This window comes from Pseudomonas sp. RA_15y_Pfl1_P11 (assembly GCF_963970975.1).
Taxonomy (GTDB): Bacteria; Pseudomonadota; Gammaproteobacteria; order Pseudomonadales; family Pseudomonadaceae; genus Aquipseudomonas; species Aquipseudomonas tritici.
Map to the genome: position 1 here is coordinate 148,613 of NZ_CAXAOY010000013.1, position 13,089 is coordinate 161,701.

At 54.1% G+C, this 13,089-nt stretch carries 23 protein-coding genes; all 23 read right to left on the reverse strand.

Annotation, left to right across the window (positions count from 1 at the left end; genetic code table 11):
- The 23 genes from rpsE to rpsL all read right to left on the reverse strand — a co-directional run bounded on the left by rpsE (position 1) and on the right by rpsL (position 13,089).
- Positions 1–501: a 30S ribosomal protein S5 gene (gene rpsE, locus AACY44_RS17630; protein WP_003176409.1), complete on the reverse strand. Its 501-nt coding sequence runs from the start codon at positions 499–501 to the stop codon at positions 1–3.
- A 3-nt stretch (positions 502–504) separates the two neighbouring features.
- Positions 505–855, reverse strand: coding sequence for a 50S ribosomal protein L18 (gene rplR / locus AACY44_RS17635; protein WP_003176410.1), 351 nt, complete (start codon positions 853–855; stop codon positions 505–507).
- A gap of 10 nt (positions 856–865) precedes the next feature.
- A complete protein-coding gene (gene rplF, locus AACY44_RS17640; RefSeq protein ID WP_003176412.1) occupies positions 866–1,399 on the reverse strand; it encodes a 50S ribosomal protein L6 in 534 nt (177 codons plus the stop codon).
- A gap of 12 nt (positions 1,400–1,411) precedes the next feature.
- Positions 1,412–1,804, reverse strand: a complete 393-nt coding sequence (rpsH, locus tag AACY44_RS17645; protein ID WP_003176413.1) for a 30S ribosomal protein S8 — start codon at positions 1,802–1,804, stop codon at positions 1,412–1,414.
- Positions 1,805–2,012: 208 nt separating this feature from the next.
- Positions 2,013–2,318 carry a 30S ribosomal protein S14 gene (gene rpsN, locus AACY44_RS17650; protein ID WP_003176414.1) on the reverse strand — a complete coding sequence of 102 codons (306 nt, stop codon included), beginning with the start codon at positions 2,316–2,318 and terminating at the stop codon, positions 2,013–2,015.
- Positions 2,319–2,331: 13 nt separating this feature from the next.
- On the reverse strand, positions 2,332–2,871 hold the full coding sequence (gene rplE / locus AACY44_RS17655; RefSeq protein ID WP_003176415.1) for a 50S ribosomal protein L5: 540 nt from the start codon (positions 2,869–2,871) through the stop codon (positions 2,332–2,334).
- A 20-nt stretch (positions 2,872–2,891) separates the two neighbouring features.
- Entirely contained in the window at positions 2,892–3,206 is a 315-nt protein-coding gene (gene rplX / locus AACY44_RS17660) for a 50S ribosomal protein L24 (RefSeq protein ID WP_186546713.1), read from the reverse strand.
- 11 nt (positions 3,207–3,217) lie between these two features.
- Positions 3,218–3,586, reverse strand: coding sequence for a 50S ribosomal protein L14 (gene rplN / locus AACY44_RS17665; protein ID WP_002555479.1), 369 nt, complete (start codon positions 3,584–3,586; stop codon positions 3,218–3,220).
- 23 nt (positions 3,587–3,609) lie between these two features.
- Positions 3,610–3,876, reverse strand: coding sequence for a 30S ribosomal protein S17 (gene rpsQ, locus AACY44_RS17670; RefSeq protein WP_003176419.1), 267 nt, complete (start codon positions 3,874–3,876; stop codon positions 3,610–3,612).
- 2 nt (positions 3,877–3,878) lie between these two features.
- Positions 3,879–4,070, reverse strand: coding sequence for a 50S ribosomal protein L29 (gene rpmC / locus AACY44_RS17675; protein ID WP_002555481.1), 192 nt, complete (start codon positions 4,068–4,070; stop codon positions 3,879–3,881).
- On the reverse strand, positions 4,070–4,483 hold the full coding sequence (gene rplP, locus AACY44_RS17680; RefSeq protein WP_003232424.1) for a 50S ribosomal protein L16: 414 nt from the start codon (positions 4,481–4,483) through the stop codon (positions 4,070–4,072). Before rplP ends, rpmC begins: the two co-directional genes overlap by 1 nt.
- Positions 4,484–4,495: 12 nt before the next feature.
- Entirely contained in the window at positions 4,496–5,182 is a 687-nt protein-coding gene (gene rpsC / locus AACY44_RS17685; protein ID WP_003176422.1) for a 30S ribosomal protein S3, read from the reverse strand.
- A gap of 13 nt (positions 5,183–5,195) precedes the next feature.
- On the reverse strand, positions 5,196–5,528 hold the full coding sequence (gene rplV / locus AACY44_RS17690) for a 50S ribosomal protein L22 (RefSeq protein WP_003103908.1): 333 nt from the start codon (positions 5,526–5,528) through the stop codon (positions 5,196–5,198).
- 11 nt (positions 5,529–5,539) lie between these two features.
- On the reverse strand, positions 5,540–5,815 hold the full coding sequence (rpsS, locus tag AACY44_RS17695; protein ID WP_003232420.1) for a 30S ribosomal protein S19: 276 nt from the start codon (positions 5,813–5,815) through the stop codon (positions 5,540–5,542).
- A gap of 16 nt (positions 5,816–5,831) precedes the next feature.
- On the reverse strand, positions 5,832–6,656 hold the full coding sequence (rplB, locus tag AACY44_RS17700) for a 50S ribosomal protein L2 (RefSeq protein ID WP_003176423.1): 825 nt from the start codon (positions 6,654–6,656) through the stop codon (positions 5,832–5,834).
- Between the two features lie 14 nt (positions 6,657–6,670).
- Positions 6,671–6,970: a 50S ribosomal protein L23 gene (gene rplW / locus AACY44_RS17705; protein WP_002555488.1), complete on the reverse strand. Its 300-nt coding sequence runs from the start codon at positions 6,968–6,970 to the stop codon at positions 6,671–6,673.
- Complete coding sequence (gene rplD, locus AACY44_RS17710; protein WP_049711296.1) at positions 6,967–7,569, reverse strand: 50S ribosomal protein L4; 603 nt, start codon at positions 7,567–7,569, stop codon at positions 6,967–6,969. The genes rplW and rplD overlap by 4 nt, the downstream gene beginning before the upstream one ends.
- A gap of 12 nt (positions 7,570–7,581) precedes the next feature.
- On the reverse strand, positions 7,582–8,217 hold the full coding sequence (gene rplC, locus AACY44_RS17715; protein WP_003194649.1) for a 50S ribosomal protein L3: 636 nt from the start codon (positions 8,215–8,217) through the stop codon (positions 7,582–7,584).
- Between the two features lie 81 nt (positions 8,218–8,298).
- On the reverse strand, positions 8,299–8,610 hold the full coding sequence (rpsJ, locus tag AACY44_RS17720) for a 30S ribosomal protein S10 (protein ID WP_003186070.1): 312 nt from the start codon (positions 8,608–8,610) through the stop codon (positions 8,299–8,301).
- 159 nt (positions 8,611–8,769) lie between these two features.
- Positions 8,770–9,963, reverse strand: a complete 1,194-nt coding sequence (gene tuf, locus AACY44_RS17725) for an elongation factor Tu (RefSeq protein WP_003176426.1) — start codon at positions 9,961–9,963, stop codon at positions 8,770–8,772.
- A 30-nt stretch (positions 9,964–9,993) separates the two neighbouring features.
- A complete protein-coding gene (gene fusA, locus AACY44_RS17730; RefSeq protein ID WP_339417031.1) occupies positions 9,994–12,099 on the reverse strand; it encodes an elongation factor G in 2,106 nt (701 codons plus the stop codon).
- A gap of 30 nt (positions 12,100–12,129) precedes the next feature.
- Complete coding sequence (gene rpsG, locus AACY44_RS17735) at positions 12,130–12,600, reverse strand: 30S ribosomal protein S7 (RefSeq protein ID WP_002555493.1); 471 nt, start codon at positions 12,598–12,600, stop codon at positions 12,130–12,132.
- A 117-nt stretch (positions 12,601–12,717) separates the two neighbouring features.
- Positions 12,718–13,089, reverse strand: coding sequence for a 30S ribosomal protein S12 (rpsL, locus tag AACY44_RS17740; protein ID WP_002555494.1), 372 nt, complete (start codon positions 13,087–13,089; stop codon positions 12,718–12,720).

Sequence of the window (13,089 nt, forward strand, 5' to 3'; positions counted from 1 at the left end):
TCAGAAGATCTCCTTGACAGTCAGACCACGCTTCGCAGCGATGGACTCAGGAGATTGCATAGCTTTCAAACCTTTGAAAGTGGCGTGAACCACGTTTACCGGGTTAGTCGAGCCGTAGCACTTGGCCAGAACGTTCTGAACGCCAGCAACTTCGAGGACAGCACGCATAGCGCCGCCTGCGATGATACCGGTACCTTCAGAAGCAGGCTGCATGTACACCTTCGAAGCGCCATGGGCGGACTTCATTGCGTACTGCAGAGTGGTGCCGTTCAGATCAACTTGGATCATGTTGCGACGAGCAGCTTCCATTGCCTTCTGGATCGCGGCAGGCACTTCACGTGACTTGCCACGGCCGAAGCCAACACGCCCTTTACCATCACCAACCACGGTCAACGCGGTGAAAGTGAAGATACGGCCGCCTTTAACGGTTTTGGCTACGCGGTTAACTTGAACCAGCTTCTCAATGTAGCCTTCGTCGCGCTTTTGGTCGTTATTTGACATAACTTAGAACTCCAGCCCAGCTTCACGAGCAGCATCAGCCAGCGCTTTCACGCGACCGTGGTACTTGAAGCCAGAGCGGTCGAAAGCCACTTGCGAGACGCCAGCGGCCTTAGCACGCGTAGCGACCAGCTGGCCAACCTTAGTGGCCGCGTCGATGTTGCCGGTGGCACCATCACGCAGTTCTTTATCCAAAGTCGAGGCGCTTGCCAGGACCTGGTTGCCGTCGGCCGAGATGACCTGGGCGTAGATGTGCTGCGACGAGCGATACACGCAGAGACGCACGACTTCGAGTTCGTGCATTTTCAGGCGTGCTTTGCGAGCGCGACGCAGTCGAGTAACTTTTTTGTCGGTCATTTGCTATGCCCTACTTCTTCTTGGCTTCTTTACGACGGACGACTTCGTCCGCGTAGCGCACACCTTTGCCTTTGTACGGCTCTGGTGGACGGAAGTCGCGGATCTCAGCGGCCACCTGACCTACCAGCTGCTTATCGATGCCCTTGATCAGGATATCGGTTTGGCTAGGGGTCTCAGCGGTGATGCCTTCCGGCAGTTCGTAATCCACTGGGTGCGAGAAGCCAAGGGCCAGGTTCAAAACCGTGCCTTTTGCTTGCGCTTTGTAACCAACACCGACCAGCTGGAGCTTACGCTCGAAGCCTTGGCTTACGCCTTGGACCATGTTGTTTACCAACGCACGCGTGGTACCGGCCATTGCGCGAGTTTGTTGATCGCCATTGCGAGCAGCGAAACGCAGCTCACCAGCTTCTTCAACGATCTCAACGGACGAATGGATGTTCAGTTCAAGAGTGCCCTTGGCACCCTTCACCGAAAGCTGTTGGCCTGCGAATTTTACTTCGACACCAGCTGGCAGCTTAACGGGGTTCTTAGCGACGCGAGACATGCTTATCCCCCCTTAGAACACAGTGCAAAGAACTTCGCCGCCGACACCGGCAGCGCGCGCAGCACGATCCGTCATCACACCTTTGTTGGTGGAGACGATAGACACGCCCAGACCGCCACGAACTTTCGGCAGATCTTCAGCGGACTTGTACTGACGCAGGCCTGGACGGCTAACGCGCTTCACTTCCTCGATGACCGAACGGCCCTCGAAGTACTTCAGCTCGATGGACAGCAGTGGTTTGATTTCGCTGCTGATCTGATAACCCGCAATGTAACCTTCGTCTTTCAGGACTTTGGCAACAGCTACCTTCAACTTGGAAGATGGCATGCTTACGACGGACTTTTCAGCCATCTGGGCATTACGGATACGAGTTAGCATGTCCGCTAACGGGTCCTGCATACTCATGGGCTAGACGCTCCTAATACAAAAAAATTAGCCTTGCGGCTACATATGTCGCCGAGAATCTCCGGGCATAAATAACACGGGCTCAGGCGAGCCGCGTATTTTAAACACACTCCAGAAATGAAACAAGCCCCAAAAGGGGCTTGTTCCAGATTCAAGGTCACCGGCGGTCGTTATCTTGCGATACCGACCACCTGGACGCTGAAAGTACTTACCAGCTGGCTTTAACCAGACCTGGTACGTCACCACGCATTGCCGCTTCACGCAGTTTGTTACGGCCGAGGCCGAACTTGCGGTAAACGCCGTGTGGACGACCGGTCAGGCGGCAGCGGTTACGCATACGCGAAGCGCTTGCGTCACGTGGCTGCTTCTGCAGAGCAACTGTAGCTTCCCAACGTGCTTCTGGACTTGCGTTCAGATCAACGATGATTGCTTTCAGTGCTGCACGCTTCTTGGCGTACTTGGCAACCGTGAGCTGACGCTTCAGCTCGCGGTTTTTCATGCTCATCTTGGCCATGGTCCTACTCCAATCAGTTGCGGAACGGGAATTTGAAAGCACGCAACAGGGCGCGACCTTCATCATCGTTCTTGGCAGTGGTGGTCAGGGTGATGTCCAGACCGCGGAGAGCATCGATCTTGTCGTAGTCGATTTCCGGGAAGATGATCTGCTCTTTCACGCCCATGCTGTAGTTACCACGACCATCGAAGGACTTGGCATTCAGGCCGCGGAAGTCGCGAACCCGAGGCAGGGAGATCGACAGCAGACGATCCAGGAATTCATACATACGCTCACGGCGCAGAGTCACTTTGACGCCGATCGGCCAACCTTCACGGACTTTAAAGCCAGCGATGGATTTCCGAGCGTAAGTCACAACGACTTTTTGACCGGTGATCTTTTCCAGGTCAGCAACGGCGTGTTCGATGACTTTTTTGTCGCCGACCGCTTCGCCCAGACCCATGTTCAGGGTAATTTTGGTAACGCGTGGAACTTCCATCACGTTCGAAAGCTTAAGTTCTTCCTTAAGTTTCGGTGCGATTTCTTTCCAGTAAATCTCTTTTAGTCGTGCCATGGTCTTCTACCTAGCAGTGTTCAAGCATCAACCGCTTTTTGGGTCGACTTGAAGACACGAATTTTCTTGCCATCTTCTACTTTGAAACCAACGCGGTCAGCCTTGTTGGTTTCACCGTTGAAAATGGCGACGTTAGAAGCGTCCAGTGGAGCTTCTTTCTCGACGATACCGCCTTGTACGCCCGACATCGGGTTAGGCTTGGTATGGCGCTTAACCAGGTTCAGACCACCGACAACCAAACGGTTATTAGCGAGAACCTTAAGCACCTTACCGCGCTTACCTTTGTCTTTGCCGGCGATCACGATGATCTCGTCGTCACGACGAATCTTTTGCATGTCGGATCTCCTTACAGCACTTCTGGGGCGAGCGAGACGATCTTCATGAACTTCTCAGTGCGAAGTTCACGGGTCACTGGCCCAAAGATACGGGTGCCGATCGGCTCTTGCTTGTTGTTCAGAAGAACAGCAGCGTTGCCATCAAAGCGGATAATGGAGCCATCAGCACGACGTACGCCGTGACGAGTGCGGACTACTACAGCAGTCATCACTTGGCCTTTTTTCACTTTACCGCGAGGAATTGCTTCCTTCACGGTAACTTTGATGATGTCACCGATACCAGCGTAACGACGATGGGAGCCACCCAGCACCTTGATGCACATAACACGGCGAGCGCCGCTGTTATCGGCCACATCGAGCATGGATTGAGTCTGAATCATATAATTTCTCCGACCCCTAGTCCTTAGACTTCCACAGCGCGTTCGAGAACATCAACCAATGCCCAAGACTTGGTCTTGGCCAGCGGACGAGTTTCACGAATAGTGACTTTGTCGCCGATGTGGCACTGGTTGGTTTCGTCGTGCGCGTGCAGCTTAGTCGAACGCTTAACATATTTACCGTAGATCGGGTGCTTAACGCGACGCTCGATCAGTACGGTGATGGTTTTGTCCATCTTGTCGCTGACAACACGGCCAGTCAGCGTACGGACAGTCTTTTCGGCTTCAGCCATGATCACTTACCTGCCTGCTGGTTGAGCACAGTCTTCACGCGAGCGATGTCACGCTTAACTTGCGAGAGCAGATGAGACTGCCCCAACTGGCCAGTTGCTTTCTGCATACGCAGATTGAACTGGTCGCGCAGCAAGCCGAGCAATTGCTCGTTCAGCTGCTGTGCGGATTTTTCACGAAGTTCATTCGCTTTCATCACATCACCGTCCGTTTAACAAAGGCGGTGGCGAGCGGCAGCTTTGCAGCAGCCAGGGCAAAAGCCTCACGCGCCAGCTCTTCAGTAACACCCTCGATTTCATACAGGACTTTGCCTGGCTGAATCTGGGCAACCCAGTACTCCACGTTACCCTTACCTTTACCCATACGAACTTCGAGGGGTTTTTTGGAGATAGGCTTGTCCGGGAATACACGGATCCAGATCTTGCCGCCACGTTTAACGTGACGGGTCAGAGCACGACGCGCTGACTCGATCTGACGAGCGGTGAGACGACCACGAGCTACAGACTTCAGCGCGAACTCGCCGAAGCTGACTTTGCTACCGCGCTGAGCCAGACCACGGTTGTGGCCTGTCATCTGCTTGCGGAACTTCGTACGCTTAGGTTGCAACATTTGGCGTACCCCTTACTTAGCAGCTTTTTTACGAGGCGCTGGTGCTTGTGGTTTCAGTTCTTCTTGGCGACCACCAATTACTTCGCCTTTGAAGATCCAAACCTTTACACCGATCACACCGTAAGTGGTGTGAGCTTCGTAGTTGGCATAGTCGATGTCGGCACGCAGGGTGTGCAGTGGCACACGACCTTCGCGATACCATTCAGTACGTGCGATTTCAGCACCGCCGAGACGACCGCTCACTTGGATTTTGATACCTTTGGCACCAATGCGCATGGCGTTCTGTACAGCGCGCTTCATAGCGCGACGGAACATTACGCGACGCTCCAGCTGCTGAGCTACGCTCTGCGCAACCAGCATACCGTCGAGCTCCGGCTTGCGGATCTCTTCGATATTGATGTGCACAGGCACACCCATTTGCTTGGTCAGGTCCTGACGCAGTTTCTCAACATCCTCACCTTTCTTCCCGATAACGATACCTGGACGAGCTGTGTGGATGGTGATACGTGCAGTTTGTGCCGGACGATGGATATCGATACGGCTTACGGACGCGCTTTTTAGTTTGTCTTGGAGATACTCACGCACCTTCAGATCAGCGAACAAATAGTCCGCATAAGTCCGACCGTCTGCGTACCAGACGGAGGTGTGCTCCTTGACGATTCCCAGGCGAATGCCAATGGGATGTACTTTCTGACCCATCTCTTCGACTCCGTTACTTGTCAGCAACCTTGACAGTGATATGGCAAGACCGCTTGACGATGCGATCAGCACGGCCTTTGGCACGTGGCATGATGCGCTTCAGCGAACGCCCTTCGTTGACGAAAACGGTGCTGACCTTCAGATCATCAACGTCTGCGCCTTCGTTATGCTCGGCGTTGGCTACGGCCGACTCCAGCACTTTCTTCATGATCTCGGCGGCTTTCTTACTGCTGAAAGCCAACAGGTTGAGCGCTTCGCCCACCTTCTTCCCGCGGATCTGGTCGGCGACCAAGCGGGCTTTCTGGGCGGAGATTCGAGCGCCCGACAACTTAGCGGCTACTTCCATTTCCTAACCCCTTAACGCTTGGCTTTCTTGTCTGCCACGTGCCCACGATATGTGCGGGTACCGGCAAACTCGCCTAGTTTGTGGCCGACCATGTCTTCGTTCACGAGAACTGGGACGTGCAAGCGACCGTTGTGTACAGCGATGGTCAAACCGACCATTTGTGGCAGGATCATCGAACGACGCGACCAGGTCTTAACTGGTTTGCGATCGTTCTTTTCCGCCGCCACTTCGATCTTCTTCAGTAGGTGAAGATCAATAAAAGGACCTTTTTTCAGAGAACGTGGCACTGTCGTATCCCTCTATTTACTTGCGACGACGGACGATCATTTTGTCGGTACGCTTATTACCACGAGTCTTCGCGCCCTTAGTCGGGAAGCCCCATGGCGATACCGGATGACGACCACCAGAGGTACGACCTTCACCACCACCGTGTGGGTGGTCAACCGGGTTCATGGCAACACCACGAACGGTTGGGCGAACGCCACGCCAGCGTTTGGCACCAGCTTTACCCAGCGAACGAAGGCTGTGCTCGGAGTTCGAGACCTCACCCAAGGTCGCGCGGCATTCAGCCAGCACTTTACGCATCTCACCAGAACGCAGACGCAGGGTCACGTAGACACCTTCACGAGCGATCAGCTGAGCCGAAGCACCAGCGGAACGAGCGATCTGTGCGCCTTTACCTGGCTTCAATTCGATGCCGTGTACGGTGCTACCAACTGGAATGTTGCGCAGTTGCAGAGCGTTGCCCGGCTTGATCGGTGCCAAGGCACCTGCGATCAGCTGGTCGCCAGCGCTCACGCCTTTAGGGGCGATGATGTAGCGACGCTCGCCATCTGCGTACAGCAGCAGAGCGATGTGAGCAGTACGGTTTGGATCGTATTCAATACGCTCGACAGTGGCAGAGATGCCATCTTTGTCGTTGCGACGGAAATCGACCAGACGATAATGCTGCTTATGGCCACCACCGATGTGACGAGTGGTAATACGACCATTGTTGTTACGACCACCAGTCTTCGATTTTTTCTCGAGCAGCGGTGCGTGAGGAGCGCCTTTATGCAGCTCCTGGTTGACCACCTTGACCACAAAACGGCGGCCAGGGGAAGTCGGTTTGCATTTAACGATTGCCATGATGCACCCCTTCCTTACTCAGCACTGCTGCTGAAATCGAGATCTTGGCCTGGCTGAAGGGAGATAACTGCCTTCTTCCAGTCATTACGCTTGCCCAGACCGCGAGCAGTGCGCTTGCTCTTACCCAGAACATTCAGGGTAGTAACACGCTCTACTTTCACGCTGAACAGGCTTTCGACGGCCTTCTTGATTTCCAGCTTGGTTGCGTCAGTTGCAACCTTGAAAACGAACTGGCCTTTCTTGTCAGCCAGAACCGTAGCCTTTTCGGAAACGTGCGGGCCAAGCAGAACTTTAAATACGCGTTCCTGGTTCATCCCAGCAGCTCCTCGAATTTCTTCACGGCCGACACGGTGATCAACACCTTGTCGTATGCGATCAGACTAACTGGATCGGAACCTTGCACGTCACGTACATCAACGTGTGGCAGGTTGCGAGCAGCCAGGTACAGGTTCTGATCAACAGCTTCAGACACGATCAAAACGTCGGTCAGGCTCATGTCGTTCAGTTTGCCCAGCAGGTCTTTAGTTTTTGGACTTTCAACAGCGAAGTCCTGAACCACAACCAGACGATCGGTACGCACGAGTTCAGCAAGGATAGAGCGCAGTGCTGCGCGATACATCTTCTTGTTGAGCTTCTGCGAGTGATCCTGTGGACGAGCTGCGAAAGTGGTACCACCGCCACGCCAGATTGGGCTACGGATAGTACCGGCACGAGCACGGCCAGTACCTTTCTGACGCCAAGGGCGCTTACCGCCACCACGAACGTCGGAACGGGTCTTTTGCTGCTTGCTACCTTGACGGCCGCCGGCCATGTAGGCCACGACTGCTTGGTGAACGAGCGTCTCGTTGAATTCGCCGCCAAATGTCAGTTCGGAAACTTCGATCGCTTGAGCGTCATTTACATTTAATTGCATGTCAGCTTCCCCTTAACCGCGAGCCTTGGCCGCTGGACGTACAACCAGGTTGCCGCCAGTAGCGCCAGGAACAGCACCCTTGACCAACAACAGATTGCGTTCAGCGTCGACGCGCACTACTTCGAGGGACTGCACGGTCACGCGCTCAGCGCCCATATGACCGGACATTTTTTTGCCCTTGAATACACGACCAGGAGTCTGGCACTGGCCAATAGAGCCCGGGACGCGGTGGGAGACGGAGTTACCGTGAGTGTTGTCTTGGCCACGGAAATTCCAACGCTTGATCGTACCCTGGAAGCCTTTACCTTTGGACTGACCGGTTACATCAACCAGTTGACCAGCGGCGAAGATTTCAGCGTTGATCAGATCGCCAGCCTGGTAGTCGCCGTCTTCGAGACGGAACTCCATAACAGTGCGACCAGCTGCAACGTTTGCTTTAGCGAAGTGACCTGCTTGAGCAGCAGTCACACGCGAAGCACGACGCTCGCCGACAGTGACTTGCACTGCACGATAGCCATCGGTCTCTTCAGTTTTGAACTGGGTGACGCGATTCGGCTCGATCTCAATGACCGTAACCGGAATGGAGACACCTTCTTCGGTGAAAATACGGGTCATACCGCATTTACGACCGACTACACCAATAGTCATGTTGTAAACCTCATGAGTGTACGGGGCTTTCACCCGCTATGGCCGCCCATTTCAGAGCGTTACACGACTAAGACCCAAGTCTTAGCCGAGGCTGATCTGTACTTCCACACCGGCCGCCAGATCGAGCTTCATAAGTGCGTCAACGGTTTTATCCGTTGGCTGGACGATGTCCAGTACGCGCTTATGAGTACGGATCTCGTACTGGTCACGCGCGTCTTTGTTGACGTGCGGGGAGACCAGAACGGTGAACCGCTCTTTACGGGTAGGCAGTGGAATTGGACCACGCACTTGAGCACCAGTACGTTTCGCGGTTTCCACGATTTCCTGGGTGGATTGGTCGATCAGGCGATGGTCAAAAGCCTTCAACCTGATACGGATTTGCTGATTTTGCATTGGATTTCAGACTCCGGCTGCTATTCCCAGCGAGCGCAATACGCCCGTTAAAAGGAGGCGCAATTCTATAGACGCCCCAGATAGGTGTCAACCCAATAAAAAAGGCCCCCGCTAAGCGGGGGCCCTCTCAAAACATCGAAACTACCTCAGAAGAGATAATTACTCGATGATTTTAGCTACAACGCCAGCACCAACGGTACGGCCGCCTTCGCGAATAGCGAAACGCAGGCCGTCTTCCATTGCGATGGTTTTGATCAGGGTAACAACCATTTTGATGTTGTCGCCCGGCATTACCATCTCAACGCCTTCCGGCAGCTCGCAGTTACCAGTCACGTCAGTAGTACGGAAGTAGAACTGTGGACGGTAGCCTTTGAAGAACGGAGTGTGACGACCGCCTTCTTCTTTGCTCAGCACGTACACTTCTGCTTCGAACTTGGTGTGCGGCTTAACCGAACCTGGCTTAACCAGAACCTGGCCACGCTCAACGTCGTCACGCTTGGTACCACGCAGCAGAACGCCGCAGTTCTCGCCCGCACGACCTTCGTCGAGCAGTTTACGGAACATTTCAACACCGGTGCAGGTGGTGACAGTAGTGTCACGCAGACCAACGATTTCCAGTGGATCTTGAACCTTAACGATACCGCGCTCGATACGACCAGTCACAACAGTACCGCGACCGGAGATCGAGAATACGTCTTCGATTGGCATCAGGAACGGCTTGTCGATAACACGAACTGGATCTGGGATGTAGCTGTCCAGAGTCTCAACCAGTTTACGAACGGACGTGGTGCCCATTTCGTTGTCGTCTTTGCCTTCCAGAGCCATACGAGCAGAACCGATGATGATCGGAGTGTCGTCGCCTGGGAAGTCGTAAGTGCTCAGCAGATCGCGCACTTCCATCTCAACCAGTTCCAGCAGCTCAGCGTCGTCTACCAGGTCAGCCTTGTTCAGGTAAACCACGATGTACGGAACGCCTACCTGACGGGACAGCAGGATGTGCTCACGGGTTTGTGGCATCGGACCATCAGCGGCCGAGCAAACCAGGATAGCGCCGTCCATTTGAGCAGCACCAGTGATCATGTTCTTCACATAGTCAGCGTGACCTGGGCAGTCGACGTGAGCGTAGTGACGGATCAGCGAGTTGTATTCAACGTGAGCGGTGTTGATGGTGATACCACGAGCTTTCTCTTCTGGTGCGCTGTCGATTTTATCGAAATCAACGATTGCAGAACCGAAAACTTCGGAGCAAACGCGAGTCAGAGCAGCAGTCAGAGTGGTTTTACCGTGGTCAACGTGACCGATAGTGCCAACGTTGACGTGCGGTAGGGAACGATCAAATTTTTCTTTAGCCACGACAATTAACTCCTTGCCTAAAGGACTGAATCAGCCTTGTTTTTTGGTAACAGTTTCGACGATATGCGACGGCGCTGTATTGTATTTTTTGAATTCCATAGAGTAGCTTGCGCGACCTTGGGACATGGAACGAACGTCGGTTGCATAACCGAACATCTCACCCAACGGAACCTCGGCACGAATTACTTTGCCGGAAACCGTGTCTTCCATACCCAGGATCATGCCGCGACGACGGTTAAGGTCGCCCATCACGTCACCCATATAGTCTTCAGGCGTAACAACTTCTACTGCCATGATTGGTTCAAGCAACTCACCACCGCCCTTCTGGGCCAGTTGCTTGGTAGCCATGGAAGCAGCCACCTTAAACGCCATCTCGTTGGAGTCGACGTCATGGTAAGAACCATCAAAAACGGTCGCCTTCAGGCCGATGAGCGGATAGCCGGCAACAACACCGTTCTTCATCTGCTCTTCGATACCCTTCTGGATCGCCGGGATGTATTCCTTAGGAACCACACCACCAACCACTTCGTTCACGAATTGCAGACCTTCCTGACCTTCGTCAGCAGGAGCAAAACGGATCCAGCAGTGACCGAACTGGCCACGACCGCCGGACTGACGAACGAACTTGCCTTCGATTTCACAGTTCTTCGTGATGCGCTCACGATAGGAAACCTGAGGCTTACCGATGTTGGCTTCGACGTTGAACTCACGGCGCATCCGGTCAACCAGGATGTCCAGGTGCAACTCGCCCATGCCAGAGATGATCGTTTGACCAGTCTCTTCATCAGTTTTGACGCGGAAAGATGGGTCTTCCTGAGCAAGCTTGCCCAGAGCGATACCCATTTTTTCCTGGTCATCCTTGGTCTTGGGCTCAACGGCAACCGAAATTACCGGCTCCGGGAAGTCCATGCGAACCAGGATGATTGGCTTGTCAGCGTTGCACAAAGTTTCACCAGTGGTGACGTCCTTCATGCCGATCAGGGCCGCGATGTCGCCAGCGCGCACTTCCTTGATCTCTTCACGGGCGTTTGCGTGCATTTGCACCATACGACCCACACGCTCTTTCTTGCCCTTGACCGAGTTGATGACGCCGTCGCCGGAGTTCAACACGCCCGAGTAAACACGGACGAAAGTCAGGGTACCCACGAATGGGTCGGTAGCGATCTTGAACGCCAGAGCCGAGAACGGCTCGTTGTCGTCTGCATGACGCTCCATTTCCTTTTCCTCGTCATCCGGGTCAGTACCCTTGATGGCAGGAATGTCGGTAGGAGCAGGCAGGTAGTCGATAACAGCGTCGAGAACCAGGGGAACACCCTTGTTCTTGAACGAGGAACCGCAAACAGCCAAGACGATCTCACCAGCGATAGTACGCTGACGCAGAGCAGCCTTGATCTCCTCGTTGGTGAGCTCTTCACCTTCGAGGTACTTGTTCATCAGCTCTTCGTTGGCTTCGGCCGCAGCTTCAACCATGTTGTTACGCCACTCGTCAGCCAGCTCCTGCAGTTCAGCAGGAATAGCTTCGCGACGAGGAGTCATGCCCTTGTCAGCATCGTTCCAGTAAACAGCTTCCATGGTCAGCAGATCGATCTGGCCCTGGAAATTGTCTTCGGCACCGATAGCCAACTGGATAGGCACCGGAGTGTGACCCAGACGCTGCTTGATCTGACCGATCACGCGCAGGAAGTTCGCACCTGCACGGTCCATCTTGTTGACGTAAACAAGACGCGGAACGCCGTACTTGTTGGCTTGACGCCATACGGTTTCCGACTGAGGCTCAACGCCCGAGGTACCGCAGAACACAACGACCGCGCCGTCGAGTACACGCAGGGAACGCTCAACTTCAATGGTGAAGTCTACGTGGCCCGGGGTATCGATGACGTTGAAGCGGTGCTCGTCCTTGTACTGCTTCGCAGAACCTTTCCAGAAGGCGGTAATGGCAGCAGAAGTAATGGTAATACCACGCTCCTGCTCCTGCACCATCCAGTCTGTGGTCGCGGCGCCGTCATGCACCTCGCCCATCTTGTGACTTTTGCCAGTGTAAAAAAGGACGCGCTCGGTGGTGGTGGTTTTACCAGCATCCACGTGAGCGACGATACCGATGTTACGGTAGCGACTAATCGGAGTAGTACGAGCCATAAAGCCCTCGCAAAATTAGTGAAGCTGAAATTAGAAGCGGTAGTGCGAGAAAGCTTTGTTAGCTTCGGCCATACGGTGCACGTCTTCACGCTTCTTAACAGCAGCACCTTTACCTTCAGCAGCATCCAACAGCTCGCCAGCCAAACGCAGAGCCATAGACTTCTCGCCGCGCTTGCGGGCGAAGTCTACCAACCAGCGCATTGCCAGCGCGTTACGACGGGACGGGCGAACTTCGACCGGAACCTGGTAAGTAGCACCGCCTACACGGCGCGACTTTACTTCGACCAGCGGAGCGATGGCGTCGAGAGCTTTCTCGAAGATTTCCAGGGGATCGCTGTTCTTGCGTTCTTTAACCTTTTCCAGCGCGCCATAAACAATACGCTCGGCAACGGCTTTCTTGCCGCTTTCCATCACGTGGTTCATGAACTTGGCCAGGATTTGGCTTCCGTATTTTGGATCGTCAAGCACTTCGCGCTTGGCTGCTACGCGTCTTCTTGGCATGGATAAGCCCTCAAACGGTCTTCAGGTTCGTTCGGAATCAGTGCCCTTGCGGGACGCCTCCGACCTTACTCTTATCGACTCAGAAAATAAGATGATTCAGTTTACAAAAAGCCGCTACTACTTAGGCTTCTTGGTACCGTACTTCGAACGACCCTGGTTACGACCTTTAACGCCGGAGGTATCCAAGGAGCCGCGTACGGTGTGGTAACGAACACCTGGCAAGTCTTTTACACGACCGCCACGGATCAGCACCACGCTGTGCTCTTGCAGGTTGTGGCCTTCACCACCGATGTACGAGGAAACCTCGAAACCGTTGGTCAGACGCACACGGCATACTTTACGCAGTGCCGAGTTAGGTTTTTTCGGCGTAGTGGTATACACGCGAGTGCATACGCCACGACGTTGCGGGCAGTTCTGCAGCGCAGGCACGTCGGATTTCTCGACGATACGCTTACGCGGCTGACGTACCAGCTGGTTGATAGTTGCCAT

Coding starts and splice junctions, on each gene's coding strand:
- rplD (WP_049711296.1), bottom strand. CDS start 7,569: ATGCAATTAAATGTAAATGACGCTCAAGCGATCGAAGTTTCCGAACTG.
- rplX (WP_186546713.1), bottom strand. CDS start 3,206: ATGCAAAAGATTCGTCGTGACGACGAGATCATCGTGATCGCCGGCAAA.
- rpsN (WP_003176414.1), bottom strand. CDS start 2,318: ATGGCCAAGATGAGCATGAAAAACCGCGAGCTGAAGCGTCAGCTCACG.
- rpmC (WP_002555481.1), bottom strand. CDS start 4,070: ATGAAAGCGAATGAACTTCGTGAAAAATCCGCACAGCAGCTGAACGAG.
- rpsC (WP_003176422.1), bottom strand. CDS start 5,182: ATGGGTCAGAAAGTACATCCCATTGGCATTCGCCTGGGAATCGTCAAG.
- fusA (WP_339417031.1), bottom strand. CDS start 12,099: ATGGCTCGTACTACTCCGATTAGTCGCTACCGTAACATCGGTATCGTC.
- rplE (WP_003176415.1), bottom strand. CDS start 2,871: ATGGCACGACTAAAAGAGATTTACTGGAAAGAAATCGCACCGAAACTT.
- rpsQ (WP_003176419.1), bottom strand. CDS start 3,876: ATGGCTGAAGCCGAAAAGACTGTCCGTACGCTGACTGGCCGTGTTGTC.
- rpsJ (WP_003186070.1), bottom strand. CDS start 8,610: ATGCAAAATCAGCAAATCCGTATCAGGTTGAAGGCTTTTGACCATCGC.
- rpsE (WP_003176409.1), bottom strand. CDS start 501: ATGTCAAATAACGACCAAAAGCGCGACGAAGGCTACATTGAGAAGCTG.
- rpsL (WP_002555494.1), bottom strand. CDS start 13,089: ATGGCAACTATCAACCAGCTGGTACGTCAGCCGCGTAAGCGTATCGTC.
- rpsG (WP_002555493.1), bottom strand. CDS start 12,600: ATGCCAAGAAGACGCGTAGCAGCCAAGCGCGAAGTGCTTGACGATCCA.
- rplC (WP_003194649.1), bottom strand. CDS start 8,217: ATGACTATTGGTGTAGTCGGTCGTAAATGCGGTATGACCCGTATTTTC.
- rplB (WP_003176423.1), bottom strand. CDS start 6,656: ATGGCAATCGTTAAATGCAAACCGACTTCCCCTGGCCGCCGTTTTGTG.
- rplP (WP_003232424.1), bottom strand. CDS start 4,483: ATGTTGCAACCTAAGCGTACGAAGTTCCGCAAGCAGATGACAGGCCAC.
- rplW (WP_002555488.1), bottom strand. CDS start 6,970: ATGAACCAGGAACGCGTATTTAAAGTTCTGCTTGGCCCGCACGTTTCC.
- rplN (WP_002555479.1), bottom strand. CDS start 3,586: ATGATTCAGACTCAATCCATGCTCGATGTGGCCGATAACAGCGGCGCT.
- rplR (WP_003176410.1), bottom strand. CDS start 855: ATGACCGACAAAAAAGTTACTCGACTGCGTCGCGCTCGCAAAGCACGC.
- rplV (WP_003103908.1), bottom strand. CDS start 5,528: ATGGAAGTAGCCGCTAAGTTGTCGGGCGCTCGAATCTCCGCCCAGAAA.
- rpsH (WP_003176413.1), bottom strand. CDS start 1,804: ATGAGTATGCAGGACCCGTTAGCGGACATGCTAACTCGTATCCGTAAT.
- rplF (WP_003176412.1), bottom strand. CDS start 1,399: ATGTCTCGCGTCGCTAAGAACCCCGTTAAGCTGCCAGCTGGTGTCGAA.